Below are 23905 nucleotides of genomic sequence, written 5' to 3'. Positions count from 1 at the left end.
CGGGGGCGTCGGGATCGGTTCGGTCTTCGCCGCCGACGAAACGGAAGGCCGGGCATGCCTTTCCGTCTCCAACCGACCCACTACGGCACCGAGCCCTTCTACGGCTGCGGCGCTTTCAAGCGGACCGACGTTGCGAGGATGGCCAAGCGCTCAGCGCAAATAAAGGGGAGCTTCATCCCATCGACCGACGACCACCCGGCGATGCGCGAGATTTTTGTGGCCTTCGCGATCGAGGCGTGAACACGACCTGCTTGGTCGCGAACAGGAAGCGGCCTTTGAGCGGGGAGTGATCATCACGCCGTGAGGAGGTGGGAGCGTCTCATGCGCTGGCTGGACAATCCGTGCAACGAGTCGCGACGATCTGCGCCAACTTTTCGCACGACGCCACAGTCTCGCGCGGCATCAAAAACGCGTCAGATGAGCGTTCAACTAAACAACGAATCGTCGTTCATGTCTCGTGAAGTAGCATAAGTGGTGCGCCCGAAGAGATTCGAACTCCTGACCCCTAGATTCGTAGTCTAGTGCTCTATCCAGCTGAGCTACGGGCGCACTCTGCTCGGCGGGGTGTGTCACTCCCGTCCGGCGATGACGGGTTACTAGCCTTGGACGTTCGCGATTGCAAGCGGCTCCTGTCGCAAAAATGTTGGAAAGCGCCGTGCCGCGAGCGCAGGGCCGACGATCGCGGGGCGGTGTCGGAATGGGCGGCGCGCCGCTGGCTGGTCGCCTTTCGCATTGAGAGGCTTCTCTCGCGAGCGGCCGCCGGTACGCGGTCTGAGAAGCGCCGTCAGGGCGGCGAGATCGCGGGGGCGCCGGAATTGCCGGGCAGGTCGATCTCGAACCGGGCGCCGGTCCGCGTCGTATCGCAGAGGCGGATGCGGCTGCCGTGGGCCTGCACGATCTCGGCGGCGATCGCGAGGCCGAGGCCCGTGCCGCCGGCGCGGGTGGAGCCGCGAAAGGCCTTGAAGAGGTTCGCACGGGCGCCGTCGCTGAGGCCCGGTCCGGTGTCGTCGACGGCGATTCGCACGCCGCCGTCCGCTTGCGCCTGCGCTTCGACGCGCACGCGGCGCACGAGCGCCTCGGCTTCGTCGTCGCCCTCCACCGCCTGGATGGCGTTGCGCACGAGGTTGGAGAGTGCGCGGAAGAACTGTTCGGGGTCGACGTCGATCTCGAGCGCCGGGGGCACGGCATTGACGAGCTCGATGCGGCGCTCGGGCGCCACGAGCTGCATCTCGAAGATCTCGTCGACGAGACGCGCGAGGAGGATGCGCCGACGCACCGGCCGGCTTTCGGCGGCCTGCCCGTAGGCGAGCACCGACTGGGTGTAGACGAGCGCGCGGTCGAGGGAGCGGATGAGCACCGGTGCGAAGCGCTGCACCTGCGCGTCCGGCAGGTCCGACAGGCGATCGGACACGAGCTGGGCGGAGGCGAGGATATTGCGCAGGTCGTGGTTGATCTTCGAGACGGCCAGGCCGAGATCGGCGAGATGACGCTGCTCGCGCAGGGTGCGCGCGAGGATGGCCTGCATGTCGGCGAGTTCGCGCTCGGCGAGGCCCAGCTCGTCCTGCCGGCGGCTCGGCACGATCACCCGCGCGGGGTCTTCGGGATCGGCGGCGAAGCGCACCATGGCACCCGTCATCCGCCGGATCGGCCGCAGCAGGAACAGGCTGATCGCGCCGAAGACGAGGGCGCCGGCAAAGCTCGCGATGGCCAGCGACAGGAGGAGGATCGTGCGCGAATAGACGAGCATCGCCGCGCGAAGCGGGCGCTCGTCGATGACGATCTCGCCGGCGAACGAGCCGTCGCCGATCGGGCCGACGAGGCGCAGCAGACGATCGCCGCCCCAGACCAGCGTCTCGAAGGCGGCGGCGACGGCCTCGAACATGCCCTCGGCCGGCAGGTCGATCTGCTCGTCGACGGTGCCGAGATCGGCGACGCGGGCGAGGAGGCGGGTCGAATCGGGCTTGCGGATCGCGATGAGGCGCGCGTCGAGCGCCCGCAGGAGTTCGGTCTCCTGCTCGGGCGTCAGCGGCACGCCGTTCTCGCCGAACTCCGACACGAGCGTCGCCACCGACACCGTCTCGAGCTTGGTCTCCAGCCATTCGCGGCGAAAATTGGCAATGGAGGGCACGAAGATGAAGATTTCCGCGCCCATCACCGCCAGCGCCGTGATCGCGAAGAGCCGGATGGACAGGCGGCGCGCGAGCGTGGGGCGGTCCGTGCGGCGGTCCCCTTCGATCTCGTGCGGTCTCGTCATCGGCGGGTCCGGTTGGCTGGGGCTCGGCAGTCCGGCGGCGTTGCCGGTGGGTCACGTCCCGGTGAACATGGAGGATGGCGGCCTCAGCAGAAGAGGGCATGCGACGCAGAGGCGACGATTTTGCGGGAGGCGCGGTGAGGCCGTCCCGGTCCGCCGTCACCACTGAACGCAGCGTGGATCGCCGCAGGGGCGCCGATGGTCAGGCCGCCTCCGAGACCAAGGTATGCCGACACAATGGCGCGGAGCGCGGGCGGGGCGGGCCTCTCAAAGCCCGTCACTGATGGCCACGAAGGCTGCCGAACGGGCGCCTGCACCGCTGGGCCAGAGGCCGCACGGCGCTCGCTTGCGGGAGCCCGCGTCGGAGCGGCCGGGGCGCCGCCCGGCGCCGGGCGCATTGACTTTCGCCGGCAACCCTTTCTATAAGCGCGCCCAAGAGCGGATGCCGTGTCGCCTGGGAGTTCCCGCGCGGCTGCTTCGTGCGTTCGCACCGTGACCCGAACCCTAACGCCATTCAGAAGGCCTCGCGGCCATCCCGCGGGAGAACGACCATGAAGCGCACCTATCAGCCGTCCAAGCTCGTCCGCAAGCGTCGCCACGGGTTCCGTTCGCGCATGGCGACCGTCGGCGGCCGCAACGTCATCGCCTCGCGCCGCGCCAAGGGCCGCAAGCGCCTGTCGGCCTAAAACCGGCGAACGGGCGAGGGGCGCCACCATTCCGACCCTGCCTCCCGCACGCCTGAAGAATCGCGCCGAGTTTCTCGCGGCGAGGCGGGGCCGGCGCTTGAACGGCCCCTTCTTCTTCATCGAGGCCCTCGAGCGGGCGGACGATGCGCCGGCTCGGATTGGCCTCACGGTGACGCGCAAGGTCGGCAATTCGGTCGAGCGCAACCGGATTCGGCGCCGTCTGCGCGAGGCGCTGCGCGTCTCGTGCCGGGCCGACATGGCGAACGGCTTCGACTACGTGGTCGTCGCCCGCCGGGACGTCCTCACCCTGCCGTTCGCGACATTGACGGGCGAGCTGTCGCGTCGCCTCTCGAAGGTCAGGCCCAAGGCCTCGCCTGCGGACAAGCCTCCCTCGGGGACCGAATGATGGAAAACAGCCGCAACTTCCTGATCGCCATGGCGCTCTCGCTCGCCGTCCTGATCGGGTGGCAGTTCCTCATCGTCAACCCCCGCGTCGAGGCGCAGCGTCAGGCCGAAGTCACCCGGCAGGGCTCGCTGCAGACGCCGACGACGCCCGCTGGCACCGACCAACAGCAGGTGGTGGCGCCCGCCGGGCGCGAGAGCGTGGTGCCGACGTCGGAGACGCCGGCCGTCACCGGTCAGACCCGCGAGGCTGCGCTCGCGGCTTCGCCCCGCGTGCCCATCGACACGCCGGCGCTCTCGGGCTCGATCAACCTCCAGGGCGCGCGCCTCGACGACCTGCGCCTCAAGGGCTACCACGAGACGGTGGACGACACGTCGCCGACCATCGTGCTGCTGTCGCCCGAGACGATCGGCTCCAACGCCTATTTCGCCGAGTTCGGCTATTCCGGCCAGGGCGCCGGCGACCTGCCGGGCCCCGCCACGCTCTGGACGGCCGAGGGCGGACAGACGCTGACACCCGCGAGCCCGGTGACGCTCACCTATACCAATCCGCAAGGGACGGTCTTCACGCGCAGCCTCTCGGTCGACGAGAACTTCATGTTCACGGTGGCCGACAGCATCCGCAATGCCGGCGCGGCGCCGATCACGATGGCGCCCTACGGCCGCGTCGTGCGCTTCAACAAGCCCGAGGTCGCTGCCGCCTACGTCCTGTTCGAGGGGCTTCTCGGCGTCTTCGGCGACGAGGGGCTGCAGGAGGTCAAGTATCACGCGATCGAGGAGGAGGGCCGCGTCTCGCCGCCCAAGGTCTCCACCGGCTGGCTCGGCATCACCGACAAGTACTGGGCGACGGCGCTCGTGCCCGCCGCCGGCGTCGGGCAGTTCCAGCCGAACTTCCGCTATTCGGGCGAGGGCCGCGCCTTCTATCAGTCGGACTATCTCGCCGACCCCGTCACCATCGAGCCGGGCGCCAGCGCCGAGACGACCAACCGCGTCTTCGCCGGCGCCAAGGTCGTCGATCTCATCAACGGCTACGAGAACCAGCTGGCCATCCCGCATTTCGGGCAGCTGATCGACTGGGGCTGGTTCTACTTCATCACCAAGCCGATGTTCTGGTTCATCGACCATCTCTACGGTCTGACCGGCAATTTTGGCGTCGCCATCCTGCTCGTCACCGTCACGCTCAAGCTCTTCTTCTTCCCGCTCGCCTCGAAGTCCTACCGGTCGATGGCGAAGATGAAGACGGCGCAGCCCAAGATCGCCGAGCTGCGCGAGAAATACGCCGACGACAAGATGAAGCAGCAGCAGGAGATGATGCGCATCTACAAGGAGGAGAAGATCAATCCGGCGGCGGGCTGCTGGCCCGTGCTGATCCAGATCCCGGTCTTCTTCGCCCTCTACAAGGTGCTCTACATCACGATCGAGATGCGGCACGCGCCGTTCTTCGGCTGGATCCAGGATCTGGCGGCGCCCGATCCGACGAGCGTCTTCAACCTCTTCGGGCTGATCCCGGTGACGCTGCCGCACCTCCTGATGGTCGGGATCTGGCCGATCCTCATGGGCATCACGATGTTCGTGCAGATGCGCCTCAACCCGACGCCGCCGGACCCGGCGCAGCAGATGATCTTCACCTGGATGCCGGTGATCTTCACCTTCATGCTGGCCTCCTTCCCCGCCGGCCTCGTGATCTACTGGACCTGGAACAACACGCTCTCGATCGCCCAGCAGACGGTGATCATGAAGCGCGCCGGCGCCAAGATCGAGCTTTGGGACAATCTGCGCGACACGTTCCGGCGGAAGAAGAAAGAGGCCTGAGGGCCCGAGCTTCGTCGCATTGCGATCACGGCCCGCTTCCCCGAGGAGCGGGCCGTTCCCGTTCGCGCCGAGACGATCGGCCGAACTCCGCCGCCGTTGGACGGTGCGCCCCGTCCCGTGTTAGGCACCCCGATGCCCCAAGGTCCTGATCCCCGCATGATCCACCCGGTGCCCGAGCACCAGCGGATCGTCTTCCTGAAGCCGCTGATCGACAGCCCCCGCATCGAGATCGGCGAGTACACCTATTACGACGATCCCGACGCCGCGCTCGACTTCGAGCGGCGCAACATCCTCCATCATTACGAGTTTCTCGGCGACAAGCTCATCGTCGGCCGCTTCTGCGCCTTCGCCACCGGGGTGCGCTTCGTGATGAACGGCGCCAACCACGCAATGACCGGCCTCTCGACCTACCCGTTCAACATCTTCCGCTTCGGATGGGAGGAGACGTTCGACATGGAGACGATCCGCGCCGGGCTGAAGGGCGACACGGTGGTCGGCCACGATGTCTGGATCGGGTCGGGCGCGACGATCATGCCGGGCGTGCGCATCGGCGACGGGGCGATCGTCGCCGCCGAGAGCGTGGTGACGCGCGACGTCGCGCCATACGCGATCGTCGGTGGCAATCCGGCGGAGGAGCGGCGCTTGCGCTTTGCGCCCGAGATCGTCGAGCGGCTGCTCGCGGTCGCCTGGTGGAACTGGCCGATCGAGCGGATCTCGGCCAACCTCGCCGCCATTCGCGGCGGCGAGATCGACGCGCTGGAGAAGGCGGCATGACCGAACGCAGGATTTCCGCCGTTCCCGGCCCCGAGAACCCGGAGGCCGACACGCGGCTCTTCTTCGCGCGGCCCTGGGTCTTCATCCGCGGCGTGCCGTCGATGAAGTTCCTGCCGCCCGAAGGCCCGCCCGAGGTCGCCTTCGCCGGGCGCTCCAACGTCGGCAAGTCCTCGCTGATCAACGGGATCGTGTCGCAGAAGGGGCTGGCGCGCACCTCCAACACGCCGGGCCGCACGCAGGAGCTCAACTATTTCGTGCCCGACGGCTTCACCGGCGAGGGCGACGACCTGCCCCCGATCGCGCTCGTCGACATGCCCGGCTACGGCTACGCCAAGGCGCCGAAGGAGCAGGTGGACGCCTGGACGAAGCTCGTCTTCGATTACCTGCGCGGGCGCGCCACGCTGAAGCGCGTCTTCGTGTTGATCGACGCGCGCCACGGCATCAAGAGCAACGATCAGGACGTGATGGCGCTGCTCGACAAGGCGGCGGTGTCCTACCAGATCGTCTTGACGAAGGCCGACAAGATCTCGGCGCTGGCGCTGCCCAAGCTCGAGGCGGCGACGCGCGAGCTCATCCGCAAGCGCCCGGCCGCCTTCCCCGAGATCATCGCCACCTCGTCCGAGAAGGGCGAGGGGCTCGACCGCGTTCAGGCCGTGATCGCGGACTTCGCGCGCGAGGGCTGACCCGCCGCGCCGGGCACGCCGTAGCCTGCCATGAAGAGGCGCACCGCGGCATCGACGGTGGCCTCGATCTCGGCCGGGGTCGCCGGCGGCGCCTCGTCGTCGAAGAAGCGGCGCCGTAGAAGGCCCGCCGTCGTCAGCTCGACGAACTGCGCGGCCGCGAGTTCGAGATCGTCGATGCGAAGCGTTCCCGCGGCGCAGGCGCGAGCGAGGAAGTCCGAGACCATCGCGAGGCCGCGGGCGGGGCCATGGCGATAGAATTCGCGCCCGAGATGGGGCATGCGCGCAGCCACCGCGATCACCGTACGCTTGGCATGCATGCCCTCGGGGGAGAGCACCAGCGTGGCGAGGCGCCGGCCGAACAGCGCCAGCGTTCGGGCGGGCTGGTCGGCCTCGCCGAGCAAGGCCTCCACCTCGGAGAAGTAGCGCGCGCGCTCCTCCTCGATCAGCGCCCGGAACAGGTCCTCCTTCGAGCGGAAATAGACGTAGAGCGTCGACTTCGAGACGCCGGACTCGCGCACGACGTCGTTCATCGACGCGCGATCGAAGCCGAGCGTGACGAAGACGCGGCGCGCGCCCTCGAGAATCTGACGGCGCTTCGCCGGGTCTTCGCCTGCGGCGCTGCGCACTTCGGTGAGCGCGGCGGCGGCGAGCGGGACCGAGCAGATCGGGATGGTGTGCGATGTCGCTGGCGCGGCCAAGTTACGGTGTCCTTCGGCTTTGCAAATTAATGTGAGGCCGGCGCCCCCGTCCATCTTGCACTGCACCGACCATCCCGCTAAGTCAACATCGAACCGAACGGTTCGGTTCGATCGAGGTCCCGTGCCATGCCGAAGTCCGCTCCCAAGACCGACACGACCGCCGATGCGACCAAGGGGGGCGCGACCGCGGCTGGCGATCGCGAAGCGCCGAAGCTCGAAGTCGTCTCGCGCAAGGGAACCGAGGCGGAAGCCAAGGCTCCGGTGGCTGCACCCGTGGCGGACGCGTCCGTCAAGTCCGCGAAGAAGAAGGGCGGAGGCTTCAAGAAGCTTCTTCTCTCCTGCGTCGTCCTCGCGGCAATCGGCGGCGGCGCCTGGTACGGGCACCAATGGTGGATCGACGGTCGCTTCCTCGTGACGACGGACGACGCCTACATGGCCGCCGACATGGCGATCATGGCGCCGAAGATCACCGGCTACGTCCAGTCCGTGCCGGTCACCGAGAACCAGACCGTGGTGGCGGGTCAGCCGATCGTCGAGATCGACCCCGGCGACTACCAGCTGGCGCTGCGCTCGGCGGAGGCCAAGATCGACACGCAGAACGCCGCGATCGATCGCATCCGTGCCCAGCGCGCCGCGGCCGACCAACAGGTGGTGCAGGCCGAGGCCGACAAGGTGGCCGACGTGGCTGCGCTCTCGCAGACCGATCTCAACCTGCGGCGGGCCGAAAGCCTCGTGCGCTCCGGTGCAGGGGCGCAGGCCCCCCTCGATGCCGCGCGCTCGGCGCAGGCCGAGGCGCAGGCCAAGGTCGCCGGCGCGGATGCCGCTATCGCCTCGGCGAAGGCGCAAGGGGCGGTGCTCGACGCCCAGATCAAGGAAGCCCAGGCGATCATGGGCGAACTCGTGGTTGACCGCGATCAGGCGGCGCGCAACCTTTCCTTCACCACGCTGCGCGCGCCCTATGATGGCGTCGTCGGCAACCTGTCGGTGCAGCCGGGCGATCTCGTGTCGCCGACGCGCCGTCTCGCCGCGATCGTGCCGCTCGATAAGGTCTTCGTCGACGCGAACTTCAAGGAGACGCAGCTTCACGAGATCGCCGTCGGGTCGCGGGCGCGCGTCGAGGTGGATGCGCTGCCGGGCGTCGAGGTCTCGGGTACCGTGGTCTCGCTGGCGCCGGCGTCGGGTTCGGTCTTCTCGCTTCTACCGGCCGACAACGCCACCGGCAACTTCACCAAGATCGTGCAGCGCGTGCCCGTGCGCATCGCCATCGATGCGGACGACGCGCATTCCGGCAAACTGCGGCCTGGCCTGTCCGTCACGGTGTCAGTGGACCAGCGCACCGCGCCGGGCGCTGCCCCTGTCGCACGCTGAAGGCTGCGCCGCGCCGGCCATCGGGGTCGGCGAGGCCATGAACGAAGCATCGACGTCACGCCGGGTTCGCCCGGCCTGACGCCCCATCGCATGTGCGGGTCTCTTGGCCGCATGCGCGACCCAACGCCGGCCCGTTCGCGACCGGGGAGGCCTTGAAGCCCATGTCCAGCACCACCGCCGGCTCGCCTCCCGCCGCCGCCCCGCCGGCCGCTTCGGCCTCCGACACCATTCCCATGCGCCGCATGCTGGCCTTCATGGCCATGGTGTTCGGCATGTTCATGGCCATTCTCGACATCCAGATCGTGTCGGCCTCGCTCGCCGAGATCCAGGCCGGCCTCTCGGCCTCGACCGACGAGATCGCCTGGGTGCAGACGGCCTATCTCATCGCCGAAGTCATCATGATCCCGCTCTCCGGGTTTCTCGCCCGGATGCTCTCGACGCGCGTCCTCTTCACGCTCGCGGCGGCAGGCTTCACGGCCTCCTCGGCGCTCTGCGCCACCGCCACCAACATCGACCAGATGATCGTCTACCGCGCGCTGCAGGGCTTCATCGGCGGCGGCATGATCCCCTCCGTCTTCGCCGCCGCCTTCACGATCTTTCCACCCTCCAAGCGCGCCATCGTCTCGCCGATGATCGGGCTCGTGGCGACGCTGGCGCCGACCATCGGACCCACCGTCGGCGGCTATCTCAGCCACGCCCTGTCGTGGCACTGGCTCTTCCTCGTCAACGTGCCCTTCGGCATCGTGGTGGCGATCGCGGTCTGGAACCTCGTCGATTTCGACAAGCCCGACCTCTCGCTGTTCAAGAAGTTCGACTGGTTCGGCCTCCTCGGCATGGCGGCGTTTCTCGGTTCGCTCGAATACGTGCTGGAGGAGGGCCCGCTCGACGACTGGTTCGAGGACCGGGTGATCGTTGTGATGACGGTGATCCTCGTGGTCGGGGCGCTGCTCTTCCTCTGGCGCGCCTTCACGGCGAAGGAGCCGATCGTCGATCTCACGGCCTTCGCCAACCGCAACTTCGCCTTCGGCTCGCTCTTTTCGTTCGTCATGGGTGTCGGGCTCTACGGCCTCACCTACCTCTATCCCGTCTATCTCGGCCGGGTCCGCGGCTACGATTCGCTGATGATCGGCGAGACCATGTTCGTCTCGGGTCTCGCCATGTTCTTCACCGCGCCGCTCTCCGGCATTCTGTCGAAGAAGCTCGATCCGCGCGCGATGATGGCGATGGGCTTCGTCTCCTTCGGCATCGGCACCTGGCTGATGAGCGGCATCACGCACGACTGGGACTTTCGCGAGCTCTTCATCCCGCAGATCCTGCGCGGCTTCGGGCTGATGATGGCGATGGTGCCGATCAACAACATCGCGCTCGGCACGCTCTCGCCGCAGAAGATGAAGGGCGCCTCGGGCCTCTACAATCTGACCCGCAATCTCGGCGGCGCGGTGGGCCTCGCCGTCATCAACACGATGATCAACGACCGGACCGCGCTCCACTACGACCGTCTGGTCGAGCGCGTGCGCTGGGGCAGCCAGATCGCCGAGGACCGGATCGACCAGACGGCGGCCAGTCTTTCCGCCAACGGCCTCGATGGCGCGAGCGCGGCGATCGGCCAGATGGTGTCGATGGTGCGGCGCGAGGCCAGCGTCATGGCCTTTTCCGACGTCTTCCTGGCGCTGACCGTGCTCTTCGTCGGTCTGTGCGCCCTCTCGATCTTCATCCGCAAGCCCGAGACCGGCGTGAAGGTCGACGCGCACTGACGACCAGCGTCGGCTCTACTTCGTTGTCTGCCGCATTGTCCGGACGCGAAAGCCAACACGGCTTTCACTGGGAATGCTCTAGCGGCGGCGCAGGTCGTCCAGCTTGTCGCGGATGCGCCGGTAGAGGTCTCGATAGGCGTCGAGGATCTGGCCGCGGCTGCCGTTGACGGCGGAGGGGTCGGGCATCGGCCAGAACTCGACGGCGGTGGCGTCGGTCTCGGTGGCGCTCATCGCCGCGTGGTGCGCCTCGGGCGAGAGCGTCACGATGAGGTCGAAGAACCCGTCCTCGAGATCCTCGTATTTCTGCGGCTTGCGGTCGCCGAGCGACAGGCCTTCCTCGCCGAGAATGACGTCGACGAACGGGTCGCGCTCGCCGTCCTTGACGCCGGCGGACGCGACGTAGACCGACGCGGGCAGCACCGAACGCGCGATCGCCTCGGCCATCGGCGAGCGGATCGAGTTCATCCCGCAGACGAAGAGGATCGAGTGGGGATGGTCCGCGCTCAACGAGGCGCCTCGCTCGCGCTGGTCGCGGATGGTCGAGTGGTGTCGTGCCGCATGCCCGAAATCCCCGCCGCTCTCAATTGCGCCGATGCAGCACGCAGATCAGCGTGAACAGCCGGCGCGCCGTATCCTTGTCGAGCTCGATCTTTCCCGCAAGCCGCTCGCGCAGGAGCTCGGAGCCATCGTCGTGGATGCCCCTTCGCCCCATGTCGATCGCCTCGATCTGCGAGGGCGTCGAGCTGCGGATCGCCTCGTAATAGCTGTCGCAGATCAGGAAATAGTCCCGGATCACGCGCCGGAAGGGCGTCAGCGAGAGAATGTGAACGGCGACCGGGGCGCCCGCCTCATCGGCGATGTCGAAGACGAGGCGCCGCTCGGCGAGCGCCAGCTTCAGACGGTAGCGCCCGTCCTCGCGGCCGGGCAGGCCGAACCGGTTCTCCTCGATGAGATCGAAGATCGCCACCGCCCGCTCGTGCTCGATGTCGGGCGATGCCCGGCCGATCGAGTCGTCGAGGTCGATGGCGATCAGCGTTCCGCCGGTGCTCATCCCGCATCCCCTGCGAGGTTGAGGCGCACCGAGACCGATCGCCCGTGCGCATCCAGTCCCTCGACGCGGGCGAGCTCGATGGCGGCGGGCCCGAGCGCGCGCAGTGCTTCAGTCGTCAGCTTGAGGATCGAGGTGCGCTTCACGAAGTCGAGCACCGAGAGGCCGGAGGAGAAGCGCGCCGAGCGCGCCGTCGGCAGCACGTGGTTGGAGCCGCCGACATAGTCGCCGATCACTTCCGGCGTGTGGCGCCCGAGGAAGGCGGCGCCGGCGTTGCGGATGAGCGCGAACAGCGCCTCCGGGTCGTCGGTGGCGATTTCCAGGTGCTCGGCGGCGATGCGGTCGGCGAGCGCGGGAGCCTCGGCCAGGAGATCACCGACGACGATCACGGCCCCGAACGCCTCCCAGCTGGCGCGCGCCGTCTCCTGGCGCGACAGCCGGGCGAGCTGGCGCTCCACGGCCCGCTCCACCGCGTCGGCGAAGCCGGCGTCGTCGGTGAGGAGGATCGACTGCGCGGCGCGGTCGTGCTCGGCCTGCGCGAGGAGGTCGGCGGCGATCCAGTCGGGGTCATTGGCGCCGTCGGCGATCACCAGCACCTCCGAGGGGCCGGCGATCATGTCGATGCCCACGGTGCCGAAGACCTGGCGCTTGGCCGAGGCGACATAGGCGTTGCCGGGACCGACGATCTTGGCGACGGGGGCGATCGTCTGCGTGCCGAAGGCAAGTGCGGCGACGGCCTGCGCCCCGCCAATCCGGTAGATCTCGCCGACCCCCGCGATCCGCGCGGCGGCGAGCACCAGAGGGTTGAGCGCGCCGCGCATCGCCGGCACCACCATGGCGATGCGCTCGACGCCGGCGACCTTGGCGGGCACGGCGTTCATCAGCACCGAGGACGGGTAGCTCGCCGCGCCGCCGGGCACGTAGAGCCCGACCGATTCCACCGCCGTCCAGCGGCTGCCGAGTTCGGCGCCGATCGCGTCGGTGTAGCGGTCGTCCTGCGGGCGCTGGCGCTCGTGATGGCGGGTGATGCGCTCGTGCGCCAGTTCCAGCGCCTGCAGCGTCTCGGGCGCGGTGGCGCGGTAGGCCGCTTCGATCTCGTCCGCCGGGACGCGCATCGTCTCGGGCGTCAGCTCCAGCGCGTCGTAGCGCGCGGTCAGCTCGATGAGCGCGGCGTCGCCGCGCCGGCGCACGTCCGCGAGGATCGCCCGCACGGCATCCTCGACGTCGAGCGAGGCCTCGCGCTTTCCCGCCAGGAGATCGCGGAATCGCGGCTCGAAATCGTCGGATGCGCTGGACAGCCTCTGGGGCACGGCGTCGGGTCTCCTCGGGGCCGCCCGGCGGGCAGCGGTCGGCAGGCGGCGTCAGATCCGGTGGTCGGGCCGGGCGTCGGTGCTCCAGCGGGCGCCGAGATCGGCGAGCTGGGCCTCGATGCATTCGACGTCGAGCCTTATCGCGGCACCGCCGGCGAACACAAGGTCGATCGTGCCCGAGGGCGCCTGCGTCTCCGCCCATTGCAGCGAGAGGAGCGCCAGCACCTCGTCGGGGTCGCTCATCGACAGGCCGGTGCGCTTCACCGCCAGCACCCGGTCGAAATGCAGCACCGAGCGGCGGCGCTCGTAGCTGGACTTGAAGCGGAAGAGGCCACGCGGCGGCGCCTTCTCCCAGACGAAGCGGTTCATGGTCACCACGAAGCGCTTCTCGCGGGGCAGGAACCGGCACTCGCCCGTCAGCACCACGGCGTCCTGCGTGTGCGCCGAAAGGATCGCGAGGTCTTCGGCGTCGAGCGCCGCGAGGCGAAGGCTGTCCATGGGTCGTGTCGGCTCCGAGCGGCAGGGCGAGGCGATACGCGGAGAGGTAGGGCGGCCGCCGGCTTTGACACGGGCGCGGCCTCGTGGCCCGGCTCAGTTGCTCTCGGCGTTGCGGTACTGCTCGCCGACCGTGCCGAACTCGGCCTGAAAGCGGCCGAGCGCGACCTGAAGATGATAGAGCCCGATCACGGCGGAGCGGGTCTGCCAGCCGAGAGCCAGCGAGCGGGCGGGGGCGGCGGCGAGAAGCCCGAGGCTCTTGGCGAGCGTTCTCGCCCGCCCGCGCCAGCCGGCGCGCCGCCGGTGCTCGATGAGCGAGGAGATCGCGCCGTTGCGCAGCGCCCGCGCATGCAGCCATGAGAATTCGGCGCGCCGTGCCGGCATGGTCTCGTGCACCGGCGCCTCGCTGCACCAGCCGAAGCGGAAGCCGAGGTCGCGCACGCGGGTGTAGAAGTCGGCGTCGCCGCCGCCGATGAAGTTGAAGGCGGCGTCGAGCGCCGGCTCGCCCACGGCCGCCAGCACCTCGGCGCGGATGCAGACGTTGCCCGACGAGAAGAGGATCGGCACGAGGCCGGTCTGCGCGTAGGGCGCCCGGAACACGGGATGGCGCGCGGCGTGCGCGAGCGCGGGATCGTCGAACACGGGGATCTGCGGCGCGCCGACGCAATCGGCGCCGAGGCACTCAGTGGCCGCCGTCAGGCGCTCGATCCAGTCCGGCGGCGCCGTCTCGTCGTCGTCGACGATCATCACGAAGCGATGCGCGGGAAAGGCCCGCCGGGCGGCCGCAAAGCCCGCGTTGTAGGCCGAGCAGTTGCCCCGCTCGTGCTGGGTCACGACGAGGCCGGACAAGCGCCCGGTCTCGAAGAGCGGGCGGGCGGCCGCGACGCCCTCGCGACCCTCGCCGTCGTTCTCCACCAGCACCACCGCGAATCGCTGGCGCGTCACCTGCGCCTCGAGCGAGGCGAGGGTGCGCAGCACCGCCTCGGGGCGGCGGAAGGTCGGCACCACCACCACCACCTCCGCCTCGCGCAGCGGCGTCGAGGCCGTCTCGACGACGACGGTCGGGGGCAGGGGGGAGGCGAGGAACGCGGTCATGGCGACGAGCCTAGAGCCCGATCCTCAAGATTCCCTCAAAGTCCACCGCGGCAGGTTCGGCCCTGTCCGGCGCGCGGCCGGCGCCATGTCCGGTTGACGAAATCGAAAGGCTCCCGAAGGCATTATCGCGCAAAGGCAGGGAGCCGGCCGTGCATCTCCTCTTCATTTCGTCGCTTCTTCCCGACGGCCGCAGCAGCACCGGGTTCGAGATCGCCAACCGGGCGATCTCGGAGGGGCTGGAGGCTGCGGGCGCACGTTTGACGCTGGTCGGCTTCCGCCGGCCGGGCGCCTTGCCGCCCGAACGCGCCCATGTCGATCTTGGCGAACTCGCGATCGAGAACGGCGCGGCGGGGCGGGCGCAGAAGATCCGCTGGGTGCTGGACGCTTGGCGCAGCGGCCTGCCGGTGGGATCGGCCAAGCTGCGCGGGCTCGGCGAGGCGGCCTTGCGCGCCCGGCTGACCGAAGCCGGCCCGTTCGACGCCGTGGTGCTCTCCTCCGTGCAGATGCCGATCGCGTATCCGTTCCTCTCGACGCTCGCGCCCGTGATCTTCGTCGCGCACAATGTCGAGCATCTCTCGGCCGCCGAGAATGCCGAGCACGCTCGCAGCCGGGTGGCCCGCTTCCTCTATCGCCGCGAAGCGAAGCTCCTGCGCGGCGCCGAGGCGCGCCTCTGCCGCGAGGCCGCGGTGATCCACAGCCTCGCCGCCGAGGACGCGCGCAATCTCGGGCTGGCCGACGATCCCCGCTCGATCCCCCTCAGCCTCACCGTCGGCCATGGCGGCCCGCGCGAGGACGACGGCACCCGCGCCGCCGACGTCGTGATGATCGGCACCTGGAGCTGGGCGCCCAACCGCGCCGGCCTCGACTGGTTCGTGGAAAGCGTCGCGCCGCTGCTGCCGGCCGACGTCACCGTCGCGATCGCCGGCCGTTTCGACGGGGCGCCGCCGGCCGCGCCCCCGCAGGTGTCGTTCCACGGCCGCGTGCCGGATGCGCAGGCCTTCGTGCGCTCGGGCCGTGTCGTCGCGCTGGCGACGCGCGGCGGCACCGGCGTTCAGCTGAAGACGATCGAGACGCTGGAGGAGGGCATGCCCGCCGTCGCGACGCCTTTGGCGCTGCGGGGCCTCGGCGCGGTGCTGCCCTCGAACCTTCGCGTCGCGTCCGATCCTGGCGCCTTCGCCGCCGCGCTCGCCGATCTGGTGCGGCGCGAGCGGGCCGGCGAGACGCTGCGGCTCGATGGCCGCGCGTTCGCGCAGCGACAGGCGGGCGACCTGCAACGCGGTCTGAAACAAGGGCTGGCGCGCCTCGCCGGCTCGGCCGAGCCGGTCCTGGCCCAGCCCGAGCCTGCCGATGCCGCCTCGCGCCGGACGGTGGCGCGATGATCACCTCGCTTCCCCTCGTCGACCTCGCAGGCGCGGCGCCGCCGGCCCCTCGCCCGGCCGCGCCGGAGCCGCAATCGGCCGTCGCCGCCTCCGGCCTTCGCCGTATCGGGCGGCTCGACGTCGCCGCGATCACCGGCGACGAGGCGCTCGCCATCATCGAGCTGTCGATCGAGGCGCGTTCCGAGCTTCACGTCGCCTTCGTCAACGCGCACTGCGTCAACGTCGCCGCCGGCGACGAGCGCTACGCCGCGACGATGCGAAACTTCCTGTCGCTGCCCGACGGCATCGGCGTCGACCTCGGCTCGCGCATGCTCTTCGGCGAGGCGTTTCCCGAGAATCTCAACGGCACCGACTTCGTGCCCTTCGTGCTCGAGCGCGCCACGCGGGATCTGCGCGTCGCGCTGATCGGGGGCGAGCCCGGCATCGTCGAGACCGCCGCGGAGCGCCTCGGCGAGCGGTTTCCCCGGCATCGCTTCCTGCCGATCCAGCATGGCTACTTCTCGGGCGGCGAGGAGACCGAGGCGGTGATCCGCCTGCTGCGCCTCGTCCAGGCCGACATCGTGCTCGTCGGGCTCGGCGTTCCCCGGCAGGAGAACTTCATCGCCGAGACGATCACCGCGCGCGAGGTGCCGGTGGCGATCGCCGTCGGCGCGTTCCTCGACTTCAGCGCCGGCAAGGTGCCGCGCGCGCCCTCCGCGGTGCGCCGGTTGCGCTCGGAATGGCTGTGGCGGCTGGCGCTCGAGCCGCGTCGCCTCGCCCAGCGCTACGTCGCCGGCAATCCGGCGTTTCTCCTGCGCATGGCCCGCCAATGGCTGGGGCGGGAACCCTCGGGCGACGACACGTCGCCATGAGCCTCCAGGTCGCGCTGGTCACGTCAAGCTACCGCGGCGATCTCGAGCGGTGCCGTCTCCTCTGCGACAGCATCGACCGGTTCGCCACCGGCTTCTCGCGGCACTATCTCCTGGTCGAGGCCGCCGACGTCGCACTGTTCCGCTCGTTCGAGGGGCCGCACCGGCGCGTCGTCAGCGAGCGCGACCTTCTGCCCGGCTGGCTGCGTCCCGTGCCCGATCCCCTGAGGCGCGGCCGGCGGCTGTGGTTCAGCCCCTTCGGCCCGCCGCTGCGCGGGTGGCACGTGCAGCAGCTCCGCCGCATCGCCATGGCGGCGGCGATGGAGGAGGACGTCCTCGTGTCGCTGGATTCCGACGTCGTCTTCGTGCGCCCCTTCGACGCCGCCTCGCTGCACGACGGCACGGCCGTGCATTTCACCCGCATTCCCGAGGCGCGGCGGCCGGTGCTGCCGCATCTGCGCGCCGTCCACGACAGCTGGGAGGCGCGCGCCGCCGCGCTGCTCGGCATCGCCGAGACCGGGCGCCGGATCGAATTCGGCTACATCGCGACCCTCATCGCCTGGCGCCGCGACACGGTGCGCGAGATGCTGGCCCGCATCGAGGCGGTGCGGGGGCGTTCGGCCATGCGCGCGCTCGCCGGCTCGCGGGCGCTGTCGGAATGCACGATCTACGGCCGCTTCGTCGACGAGGTGGAAGGCCGGCCCGATCGCCACGTCGCGGTGGCAAACGAACTCTGCGCCGTCTACTGGGACGGCCCGCCGATGGGCTCTGCCGAACTTGCCCGCTATCTCGGCGCGCTCGAGCCCCGCCAGGTCGCGGTCGGCCTCCAGTCCTTCACGGGAACCGACCCCGCCCTCATCCGGGCAGCCGTCGGGCTTTCCTCCGGCGCCAGCTGAGCCGGGGCGCGGCGCGCCGCGCGTCCATCGCCGTGTAGGCCGTCATCGCCGAGGTCAGCCAGAGGGTCGCGAACACCCCGTTGAGGCCGGCGATCCAGCCCGTGCCGCCGTCCTTCGCCGCCGAGGTGAGCAGCATCGTCAGAAGCCCGGCCTTCATCAGCCCGAGCAGCGCCAGCAGCCCGGCGCGGGTGCCCGTCAGCCCGCGCGCATAGAGAAGCTCGCTCTCGTACTCCACGAGATTGCGGAAGGCGGGCACGGCGATGGCGACGAGCACGAGGGGCGCGGCGTCCGCGACGTTGCGCCCGAGCAGCGTCGGCGCCACGAGCAGCACGAGCCCGAGCCCGGCCATGCCCGCCACCGAGACGAGCGCGATGCCGCCCTCGATGCCCCAGCGCATGCGCCGCGACGAGAAGGCCGCGGGCGCGCGCATCAGCTTCTGCACCGCCATCGTGTTGAAGGAGCGGATGGGCAGAGCGGTGAGGTCGATGAGGCGCATGAGCATGGCGTAGACGCCGGCGATCTGAGGCCCGCCGATCGAGAGCACCAGGATCTTGTCCATCTCCGACTGGAGGTAGAACAGCACCTCCGCGCCGGCCACCGCGAAGCTGTCGGAGGCGCGGCGCAGATAGAGCCGGGGCCGAAGGCGCAGCCGCTGGCGCGGGTAGATGAGCGCGATGCCGGCGAGCGCGGCCACCGCGTTGGCGCCGAGATAGAAGGCGCTCCAGGCGAGGATGCCACCGGAGGCGCCGACCCCGAAGGAGAAGAGAAGCGCGGCCAGCGATTTCGCCGCCGTGCCGCCGATCACCAGCAGCGAGGCGCGGCCGAACCGGCCGAGCCCGTTGTTGACGATGCAGACCACCTCCATCGAGCGCCAGAACACGACCTCCGCCACGATGATGAGCGCGAAGGGCAGAAGCGCCAGATCACCGCGGAAGACGCCGAGATAGAAGCCTGCCGCCGCAAGCACGACCAGCGGCAGCGACAGCGCCAGCGCCGCGAGATAGCCGGCCGTGTAGACGCCGACGAGCTGCGGCTTGCGGGTCGCCGCGCGGTAGAGCGGCGAGACGAAGCCAAGGCCCGCGATGCGCGACAGCACCACGCCGGTGCCCGAGGCGGTGGCGAACAGGCCGAAATCGGCGACGCTCAAGGTGTTGGCGACGGCGGTGAAATAGGCGAGCGACAGCACGAGCCGCCCGAGCGAGCCGCTGATCAGCTTCGAATAGTCCCGCACGAGATAAAGGTTTGCTTCAACCGTTTCTGCGAGGAATCGAAACAACCGCATCGCGAACTCTCGAGAGGGCGTTGAACCATGGCGCACGAGGCCGACAGCATCGGATCGCCCGAGCCGTGCCGCAGATCCGCCTCGACGCCAACCCATAGCGCGGCGAGCTTAACGCGGCGTTCGCTGCTGGCGAAGCTCGGCGCGGGCGCTGCGCTCGCCGGCCTCGGGTCCGCCGTCCCGGCCCATGCAGCGCCTCGACCCGGCGGCGTGCCCTTCGGCGCGGCGATCCAGTTCGAGCCTTTCGAGGGGGATCCCGACTACCGCCGCCCCTACGTTTCGGAATGCGATCTCGTGCTGCCGATGAACGAACTGAAGTTCGGTCTGCTGCGACCGGAACGCGGTGCGTTTCGCTTCGGCCCGGCCGATCGGCTGGTCGACTGGGCGCTGGCCAACGGCCAGGCCGCGCGCGGGCATGCCTTCGTCTGGTGGTCGACCAATCCCGATTGGCTCGAGGCGGTCACCGAGGAGGCCGAGGCCGAGCGGGTGCTGCTCGACCACATCGAGCGCACCGCCGACCATTTCCGCGGTCGCCTCGCGAGCTGGGACGTGGTGAACGAGGTGATCGCGCACGAACCGGGCGAGGCCGGCGGCCCCTTGCGCGACAGCATCTGGCTGCGCCGGCTCGGGCCCCGCCACGTCCCGCTCGCCTTCGCTGCGGCCGCGCGCGCCGACCCGAGCGCCCGGCTGGTGATCAACGACTACGACCTCGAATTCACCGGCGACCGCTACGACCGGCGCCGCGCGGTGATGCTCGACATCGTGCGCCAGCTTCAGGATGCGAACCACCGGGTCGATGCCGTGGGCATCCAGGGCCATCTCTACTCGCATCTGAAGATCGACCGCGAGGCGCTCGCCCGCTTCGGGCGCGACCTCGAGGCGATGGGCGTCGGCCTCCTCGCCACCGAGCTCGACGTCATCGACTTCCAGGTGCGGGGCGACGCCGACGCGATCGACGAGGCGGCGAGCGTCGTGGTCGGCGACTTCCTCGACGGGCTGTTCGCGGGCCAGCGTCCCGAGGCGGTGATCACCTGGGGGCTGAGCGACCGCTACAGCTGGGTGTCCGACGTCATGCCGCGCACCGACGGCACGCCCGCCCGGCCGCTGCCCTTCGACCCGCAAGGCCGCCCGAAGGCCTGGTACGAGGCGCTGCGGCGCAAGCTGACGCAGGGGTAGTCGCTCAGGTTGTCCCGGCCGGAGCATTAACGCTTTCTTTGCCATGTTGCCCGATGGTTCAGGGAACCGGACGGACCCGGAGCGCCTCGCGAGGGCGCCGCGGGCCGAACGCGCAATCGCTCCCTCCTGCCGACGGGCCATTCCGGATGTTCTACGCCGACCGCACCGATGCCGCCCGAGCCGCGACGCCTGCGGCGTCCTCTCCCGCATCCGCCGATCCGGCTCGCAGCCTGTTCGATCCGCTGGCCGTGGCCGGCGAGGTCTGGCGTCGTCGGCGCATGGTGCTTCTGGCGGGCGTCGTCGGCCTGGTGTTGGCCGGCAGCTACGCCAGCACCATCCCGCCGCAGTTCACCGCGGTGACGCAGATCGTCATTGATCCACGCAACCTCAATCTCGTGCAGAACGAGGTGACGGAAACGCCTACCGGCATGACCACCGACGCGACGCTGGCGCTGATCGAGAGCCAGATCGCGGTGATGACCTCGAATTCGGTGCTCGGACGCGTCGTGGCGCAGACCTCGCTTGCCGCCGATCCCGAGTTCAACGGCACGCGCACCAACGCCGTCTCGCGGATCACCTCGCTGATCTCGGCGCTCGTCTCGCGCGATCCCGCCAAGGCCGTGCGCGACCGCGAGCAGGTGACGATCAACGCGCTGCGCGAGCGCATGAGCGCGACGCGCACCGCCAACAGCTTCGTCATCAGCCTCGCCGTGAAGTCGGAGGATCCCGAAAAGGCCGCCCGTCTCGCCAACCTCACCACCGAGGTCTTCATCGCCGAGCAGGGCCGTGCGCAGTCCGACGTCGCCCGGCGCGCCACGGCGGCGCTCTCCTCGCGCCTCGCGGAACTGCGCCAGCGCGTGGTTGAGGCGGAAGGCGCGGTCGAGACCTACAAGGCCGAGAACAAGCTCGTCGGCGTCGGCGGACGGCTGATCGACGACGACTACATCACCCGCGTCAACAACCAGCTCGCCGACGTGCGCTCGCAGATCACCTCGCTGAACGTGCGCGCCGAATCGCTGCGCCGCGCCGACGTCGACGACGTCGTCGGCGGCTCCTACCCGGAAGGGCTGAACGCCGAATCGCTGCTGCGGCTTCGCCAGACCTATTCCGAGGCCGCCCAGAACCAGGCGATCCTCACCACGCGCCTGGGACCGCGCCATCCCCAGCGCATCGCCGCCGAGCAGGCCGTCGCCACTGCCCGCCGCGCCATCCAGGGCGAGCTCGCCCGCATCGTCGCCTCGGCGCAGACCGAGCTCGCCCGCGCCGAGCAGACCGAGCGCGACCTCTCAAGCCAGATCGACACGCTGCGCTCGCGCCAGATCGAGACGAGCGGCGCCTTCGTGCGGCTGCGCGAGCTGGAGCGCGAGGTCGACGCCTCGCGCGCCGTCTACGAGGCCTATCTGCTGCGCGCCCGCCAGACGAGCGAGCAGGAGAGCCTGAACACCGCCAACGTGCGGGTGATCTCCGACGCCGTGGTGCCGATGGACCCGTCGGGATCCTCGCGCAAGCTGATCGCGATCCTCGGCCTCGTCTGCGGCCTGATGCTCGGCGCCGGCGTCGCCCTCGTCGCCGGGCTCGTGTCGCTGGTGCGCCGGCCCGCCCGTTCGCTCTCGGTCGAAAGATGGTCGGGCGAGACGCAGCACGAGACGCCTAGCCCGCAGCCCGCCTATGGCGCGCAGCGGCTTCATCTGTCGGCCGGCCGTGCCGGTCCCGCCGGCGCGGTCGTCACGACCGAGAGGCCGACGGTCGAGCGCGCCGCCGAGACGGCGAAACGCGCCGAAGCGATGGCGGCCGGCTGGGCGCTGCGCGGGCCTGCAAGCGAGCGGAGCGACGCTGCCGTTGCCGATCGCCACGTCACCGACCCCCTGCCGGAGAGGGTTCCGGCGTCCACAGCCGATCGGCACCACGGCGAGACGGCGCAGGATGGTTCCGAGGCTGCGGTCCACGACGGTCTCGCCGATGTGACGCCTGTGTCGCAGGCTGCGCCGGAGATTACCGAAGAGCGCGAGACGCCGGCACCCGAGGCCGTCAAAATGGCCGAGCGACCCGAGACGATGGACGCGGCGGCCGATCATCCTGCTTCAGCGTCGCCCGAGACGATGCCGGCGGCGGAACCCGTCGCGGCCGGACCGGACGGCGAAACCGCCGAGGCCGGCGCCAATCCCGTCGCGGTCACGGGCGACATCGAAGTTCGGCGGGCGCTGCTGCGTGAGCGCATTCGCGAGATCGGATCGCGGCGGCCGGTGCCCGCGTCGCGTGTAGACGACGATCGCCCCGCTCCCCTGATGGACGCCGCACCCGAGGCGGAGCCGACGCTCGAGACCGCCGACCCGCAGCGCGACCGGATCAGCCTCACCCGCGAGGCGGCCCGCCGCCGGCGCAAACCCGCGATGCGCGAAGCCTCCTGACCGCTCGCCCTCCGCGATCATCGAAGGGCAGAACGAGCTCGCCCTCAAGTTGAATTTGATGGCAGACCCGCCGGCGGTCTTCCCAAATCATTTCCTTGCGTCAATTCTGTCCTCACGAGTGCCGAGTCGGCGTATCGCTTCGTCAAGGTGAGCGCCACGACCCGGCAGAAGGCGGCGAACGGACCGATCCGGTCCGCGCGCCGCGCAGGGAGGACGTCGCTTATGATCCGCTGGACATTCTGGGCCGCCGCCTTGGCCGCGATGCCCGCCTTCGCCGGCCCGGTCTCGGCCGCCGAACTGTCGATCGTGCTCGGCTCGATCGGCAAGGACGTCGAGGAGATGCGCGCGCAGCTCGACCAGTTCCAGGCCGCGAGCGGACACACGGTGAAGATCGTCACCATGCCGGCCTCGACCACCGACCAGTTCGGCCAGTACCGGCTCTGGCTCTCGGCCGGCAACACCGACGTCGACGTCTATCGCACCGACGTCATCTGGGCGCCGCAACTCGCCGCCAATTTCGTCGATCTCACCGAGGCGATGAAGGACGTGCTGCCCCAGCACTCGCCCGCCATCATCCAGTCGCAGACCGTGGACGGCAAGCTCGTCGCCATGCCGCTCTATGCCGACGCGCCGGCCCTCTACTACCGCACGGATCTCCTGCAGAAATACGGCAAGGGCGTGCCGAAGACCTGGAGCGAGATGGCCGCGACGGCCAAGGAGATCCAGGACGGCGAGCGCGCCGGCGGCAACCCGCAGATGAACGGCTTCGTCTTCCAGGGCGCGGCCTACGAGGGGCTCACCTGCGACGCGCTCGAATGGATCGCCTCCAGCGGCGGCGGCCAGATCGTCTCGCCCGAAGGCGAGATCACCGTCAACAATCCCAAAGCCGCGGCGGCGCTCGACATGGCCAAGGGCTGGGTCGGCACGATCGCGCCGGCCGGGGTGCTCGGCTACATGGAGGAGGAGTCGCGCGGCGTCTGGCAGACCGGCAATGCTGTGTTCATGCGCAACTGGCCCTACGCCTATCCGCTGAGCGCGAGCGCCGATTCGGCCGTGAAGGGCAAGTTCGAGGCCGTGCCGTTGCCGGCCGGCGAGGGCGGTCAGTCCGCCGCATGCCTCGGCGGCTGGAACCTGGCGGTGTCGCAATACTCGCCCAACAAGGACGCCGCGATCGAACTCGTGAAGTTCCTGGCCTCGGCCGAGTCGCAGAAGTCCCGTGCGTTGGGCACCGCCCGCCTGCCGACGATCACCACGCTCTACGACGACGCCGACATCAAGGCGCAGCAGCCGCTGGTCGCAAAGTGGAAGAGCGTCTTCGAGAACGCCACGCCCCGTCCCTCCGCGCCGACCAAGGCCAAGTACAACGAGGTCTCGCAGCAGTTCTGGACGGCGGTGAACAAGACCCTGTCGGACCAGGGCGACGCTGCAACCAATCTCGACGCGCTCGAAAAGCAGATGCGCCGCCTGAAGCGCAGCGACTGGTAGGACGCTCCCGCCCGATCCGCGAGCCCGGCGGCGAGCGCCACCGGCCTCGACGCAGGAC

Annotated in this window: 22 protein-coding genes and 1 tRNA gene; 14 read left to right on the top strand and 9 right to left on the bottom strand. The window is 69.8% G+C overall.

Translation table 11 applies throughout. The features are described 5' to 3' along the window. Positions 1 to 54 precede the first annotated feature (54 nt). Positions 55 to 240, top strand: a complete 186-nt coding sequence (locus GGR04_RS04315; RefSeq protein ID WP_183198185.1) for a hypothetical protein — start codon at positions 55 to 57, stop codon at positions 238 to 240. Between the two features lie 232 nt (positions 241 to 472). On the opposite strand, the gene GGR04_RS04310 is transcribed toward GGR04_RS04315, so the two are convergent. Together GGR04_RS04310 and GGR04_RS04305 are read right to left on the bottom strand one after the other, a co-directional pair. After that, a tRNA-Arg gene (locus GGR04_RS04310) sits at positions 473 to 549 on the bottom strand. Between the two features lie 235 nt (positions 550 to 784). Then, on the bottom strand, positions 785 to 2254 hold the full coding sequence (locus GGR04_RS04305) for a sensor histidine kinase (protein WP_183198184.1): 1470 nt from the start codon (positions 2252 to 2254) through the stop codon (positions 785 to 787). Between the two features lie 548 nt (positions 2255 to 2802). On the opposite strand from GGR04_RS04305, the gene rpmH reads away from it, so the two are divergent. From rpmH to yihA, 5 genes are all read left to right on the top strand, one after another. Next, positions 2803 to 2937, top strand: a complete 135-nt coding sequence (gene rpmH, locus GGR04_RS04300) for a 50S ribosomal protein L34 (protein WP_062206638.1) — start codon at positions 2803 to 2805, stop codon at positions 2935 to 2937. Between the two features lie 28 nt (positions 2938 to 2965). Continuing rightward, positions 2966 to 3343 (top strand): ribonuclease P protein component, encoded by a 378-nt coding sequence (rnpA, locus tag GGR04_RS04295; RefSeq protein ID WP_376769826.1) that lies wholly within the window; start codon positions 2966 to 2968, stop codon positions 3341 to 3343. Further along, positions 3343 to 5151, top strand: coding sequence for a membrane protein insertase YidC (gene yidC / locus GGR04_RS04290; RefSeq protein ID WP_183198182.1), 1809 nt, complete (start codon positions 3343 to 3345; stop codon positions 5149 to 5151). The genes rnpA and yidC overlap by 1 nt, the downstream gene beginning before the upstream one ends. Before the next feature lie 132 nt (positions 5152 to 5283). Then, the gene (locus GGR04_RS04285) at positions 5284 to 5925 is read left to right on the top strand and encodes a CatB-related O-acetyltransferase (protein WP_183198180.1); all 642 of its coding nucleotides are present in this window, start codon (positions 5284 to 5286) and stop codon (positions 5923 to 5925) included. After that, positions 5922 to 6608: a ribosome biogenesis GTP-binding protein YihA/YsxC gene (yihA, locus tag GGR04_RS04280; protein WP_183198178.1), complete on the top strand. Its 687-nt coding sequence runs from the start codon at positions 5922 to 5924 to the stop codon at positions 6606 to 6608. The genes GGR04_RS04285 and yihA overlap by 4 nt, the downstream gene beginning before the upstream one ends. Here the strand turns inward: yihA and GGR04_RS04275 are convergent. Continuing rightward, positions 6572 to 7306 (bottom strand): TetR/AcrR family transcriptional regulator, encoded by a 735-nt coding sequence (locus GGR04_RS04275; RefSeq protein WP_183198176.1) that lies wholly within the window; start codon positions 7304 to 7306, stop codon positions 6572 to 6574. The two genes, yihA and GGR04_RS04275, sit on opposite strands and share 37 nt — an antisense overlap. A 126-nt stretch (positions 7307 to 7432) precedes the next feature. Here GGR04_RS04275 and GGR04_RS04270 point away from each other — a divergent pair, with 126 nt between their 5' ends. Further along, positions 7433 to 8674 carry an HlyD family secretion protein gene (locus GGR04_RS04270; RefSeq protein WP_183198174.1) on the top strand — a complete coding sequence of 414 codons (1242 nt, stop codon included), beginning with the start codon at positions 7433 to 7435 and terminating at the stop codon, positions 8672 to 8674. A 161-nt stretch (positions 8675 to 8835) separates the two neighbouring features. Further along, positions 8836 to 10428 (top strand): DHA2 family efflux MFS transporter permease subunit, encoded by a 1593-nt coding sequence (locus tag GGR04_RS04265; RefSeq protein WP_183198172.1) that lies wholly within the window; start codon positions 8836 to 8838, stop codon positions 10426 to 10428. Between the two features lie 78 nt (positions 10429 to 10506). Here the strand turns inward: GGR04_RS04265 and GGR04_RS04260 are convergent, their stop codons facing one another. The 5 genes from GGR04_RS04260 to GGR04_RS04240 all read right to left on the bottom strand — a co-directional run bounded on the left by GGR04_RS04260 (position 10507) and on the right by GGR04_RS04240 (position 14376). Then, the gene (locus tag GGR04_RS04260) at positions 10507 to 10935 is read right to left on the bottom strand and encodes an arsenate-mycothiol transferase ArsC (RefSeq protein WP_281383024.1); all 429 of its coding nucleotides are present in this window, start codon (positions 10933 to 10935) and stop codon (positions 10507 to 10509) included. A 73-nt stretch (positions 10936 to 11008) separates the two neighbouring features. Further along, complete coding sequence (locus GGR04_RS04255; RefSeq protein WP_183198170.1) at positions 11009 to 11479, bottom strand: UPF0262 family protein; 471 nt, start codon at positions 11477 to 11479, stop codon at positions 11009 to 11011. Beyond that, on the bottom strand, positions 11476 to 12786 hold the full coding sequence (gene hisD, locus GGR04_RS04250) for a histidinol dehydrogenase (RefSeq protein ID WP_183198168.1): 1311 nt from the start codon (positions 12784 to 12786) through the stop codon (positions 11476 to 11478). Before hisD ends, GGR04_RS04255 begins: the two co-directional genes overlap by 4 nt. A 51-nt stretch (positions 12787 to 12837) precedes the next feature. Then, the gene (locus GGR04_RS04245) at positions 12838 to 13284 is read right to left on the bottom strand and encodes a DUF2948 family protein (protein ID WP_183198166.1); all 447 of its coding nucleotides are present in this window, start codon (positions 13282 to 13284) and stop codon (positions 12838 to 12840) included. A gap of 93 nt (positions 13285 to 13377) precedes the next feature. Then, positions 13378 to 14376 carry a glycosyltransferase family 2 protein gene (locus GGR04_RS04240; RefSeq protein ID WP_183198164.1) on the bottom strand — a complete coding sequence of 333 codons (999 nt, stop codon included), beginning with the start codon at positions 14374 to 14376 and terminating at the stop codon, positions 13378 to 13380. A 149-nt stretch (positions 14377 to 14525) separates the two neighbouring features. On the opposite strand from GGR04_RS04240, the gene GGR04_RS24380 reads away from it, so the two are divergent. From GGR04_RS24380 to GGR04_RS04225, 3 genes are read left to right on the top strand one after another with little or no spacing between them, the layout of a single operon-like run. Then, a complete protein-coding gene (locus tag GGR04_RS24380; protein ID WP_183198162.1) occupies positions 14526 to 15755 on the top strand; it encodes a glycosyltransferase in 1230 nt (409 codons plus the stop codon). Next, positions 15752 to 16606 (top strand): WecB/TagA/CpsF family glycosyltransferase, encoded by an 855-nt coding sequence (locus GGR04_RS04230; protein ID WP_183198160.1) that lies wholly within the window; start codon positions 15752 to 15754, stop codon positions 16604 to 16606. The genes GGR04_RS24380 and GGR04_RS04230 overlap by 4 nt, the downstream gene beginning before the upstream one ends. Further along, entirely contained in the window at positions 16603 to 17499 is an 897-nt protein-coding gene (locus GGR04_RS04225; RefSeq protein WP_183198158.1) for a DUF6492 family protein, read from the top strand. Before GGR04_RS04230 ends, GGR04_RS04225 begins: the two co-directional genes overlap by 4 nt. Here GGR04_RS04225 and GGR04_RS04220 read toward each other — a convergent pair. Continuing rightward, on the bottom strand, positions 17459 to 18781 hold the full coding sequence (locus tag GGR04_RS04220; RefSeq protein ID WP_183198156.1) for a lipopolysaccharide biosynthesis protein: 1323 nt from the start codon (positions 18779 to 18781) through the stop codon (positions 17459 to 17461). The two genes, GGR04_RS04225 and GGR04_RS04220, sit on opposite strands and share 41 nt — an antisense overlap. Positions 18782 to 18808: 27 nt before the next feature. On the opposite strand from GGR04_RS04220, the gene GGR04_RS04215 reads away from it, so the two are divergent. From GGR04_RS04215 to GGR04_RS04205, 3 genes are all read left to right on the top strand, one after another. Then, positions 18809 to 19954 carry an endo-1,4-beta-xylanase gene (locus GGR04_RS04215; RefSeq protein WP_183198153.1) on the top strand — a complete coding sequence of 382 codons (1146 nt, stop codon included), beginning with the start codon at positions 18809 to 18811 and terminating at the stop codon, positions 19952 to 19954. A 146-nt stretch (positions 19955 to 20100) separates the two neighbouring features. Further along, on the top strand, positions 20101 to 22362 hold the full coding sequence (locus tag GGR04_RS04210) for a GumC family protein (RefSeq protein WP_183198151.1): 2262 nt from the start codon (positions 20101 to 20103) through the stop codon (positions 22360 to 22362). A gap of 222 nt (positions 22363 to 22584) precedes the next feature. Next, entirely contained in the window at positions 22585 to 23847 is a 1263-nt protein-coding gene (locus GGR04_RS04205; protein ID WP_183198149.1) for an ABC transporter substrate-binding protein, read from the top strand. Positions 23848 to 23905 lie beyond the last annotated feature (58 nt).

This window comes from Aureimonas pseudogalii, assembly GCF_014196835.1.
Classification (GTDB): Bacteria; Pseudomonadota; Alphaproteobacteria; order Rhizobiales; family Rhizobiaceae; genus Aureimonas; species Aureimonas pseudogalii.
Note: the sequence above shows the minus strand (reverse complement) of the source record. Positions and strands in the feature narration are given on the sequence as shown.

Coding starts and splice junctions, on each gene's coding strand:
- GGR04_RS04315 (WP_183198185.1), top strand. CDS start 55: ATGCCTTTCCGTCTCCAACCGACCCACTACGGCACCGAGCCCTTCTAC.
- GGR04_RS04305 (WP_183198184.1), bottom strand. CDS start 2,254: ATGACGAGACCGCACGAGATCGAAGGGGACCGCCGCACGGACCGCCCC.
- rpmH (WP_062206638.1), top strand. CDS start 2,803: ATGAAGCGCACCTATCAGCCGTCCAAGCTCGTCCGCAAGCGTCGCCAC.
- yidC (WP_183198182.1), top strand. CDS start 3,343: ATGGAAAACAGCCGCAACTTCCTGATCGCCATGGCGCTCTCGCTCGCC.
- GGR04_RS04285 (WP_183198180.1), top strand. CDS start 5,284: ATGCCCCAAGGTCCTGATCCCCGCATGATCCACCCGGTGCCCGAGCAC.
- yihA (WP_183198178.1), top strand. CDS start 5,922: ATGACCGAACGCAGGATTTCCGCCGTTCCCGGCCCCGAGAACCCGGAG.
- GGR04_RS04270 (WP_183198174.1), top strand. CDS start 7,433: ATGCCGAAGTCCGCTCCCAAGACCGACACGACCGCCGATGCGACCAAG.
- GGR04_RS04265 (WP_183198172.1), top strand. CDS start 8,836: ATGTCCAGCACCACCGCCGGCTCGCCTCCCGCCGCCGCCCCGCCGGCC.
- GGR04_RS04255 (WP_183198170.1), bottom strand. CDS start 11,479: ATGAGCACCGGCGGAACGCTGATCGCCATCGACCTCGACGACTCGATC.
- GGR04_RS04245 (WP_183198166.1), bottom strand. CDS start 13,284: ATGGACAGCCTTCGCCTCGCGGCGCTCGACGCCGAAGACCTCGCGATC.
- GGR04_RS04240 (WP_183198164.1), bottom strand. CDS start 14,376: ATGACCGCGTTCCTCGCCTCCCCCCTGCCCCCGACCGTCGTCGTCGAG.
- GGR04_RS04230 (WP_183198160.1), top strand. CDS start 15,752: ATGATCACCTCGCTTCCCCTCGTCGACCTCGCAGGCGCGGCGCCGCCG.
- GGR04_RS04225 (WP_183198158.1), top strand. CDS start 16,603: ATGAGCCTCCAGGTCGCGCTGGTCACGTCAAGCTACCGCGGCGATCTC.
- GGR04_RS04220 (WP_183198156.1), bottom strand. CDS start 18,781: ATGCGGTTGTTTCGATTCCTCGCAGAAACGGTTGAAGCAAACCTTTAT.
- GGR04_RS04215 (WP_183198153.1), top strand. CDS start 18,809: ATGGCGCACGAGGCCGACAGCATCGGATCGCCCGAGCCGTGCCGCAGA.
- GGR04_RS04210 (WP_183198151.1), top strand. CDS start 20,101: ATGTTCTACGCCGACCGCACCGATGCCGCCCGAGCCGCGACGCCTGCG.
- GGR04_RS04205 (WP_183198149.1), top strand. CDS start 22,585: ATGATCCGCTGGACATTCTGGGCCGCCGCCTTGGCCGCGATGCCCGCC.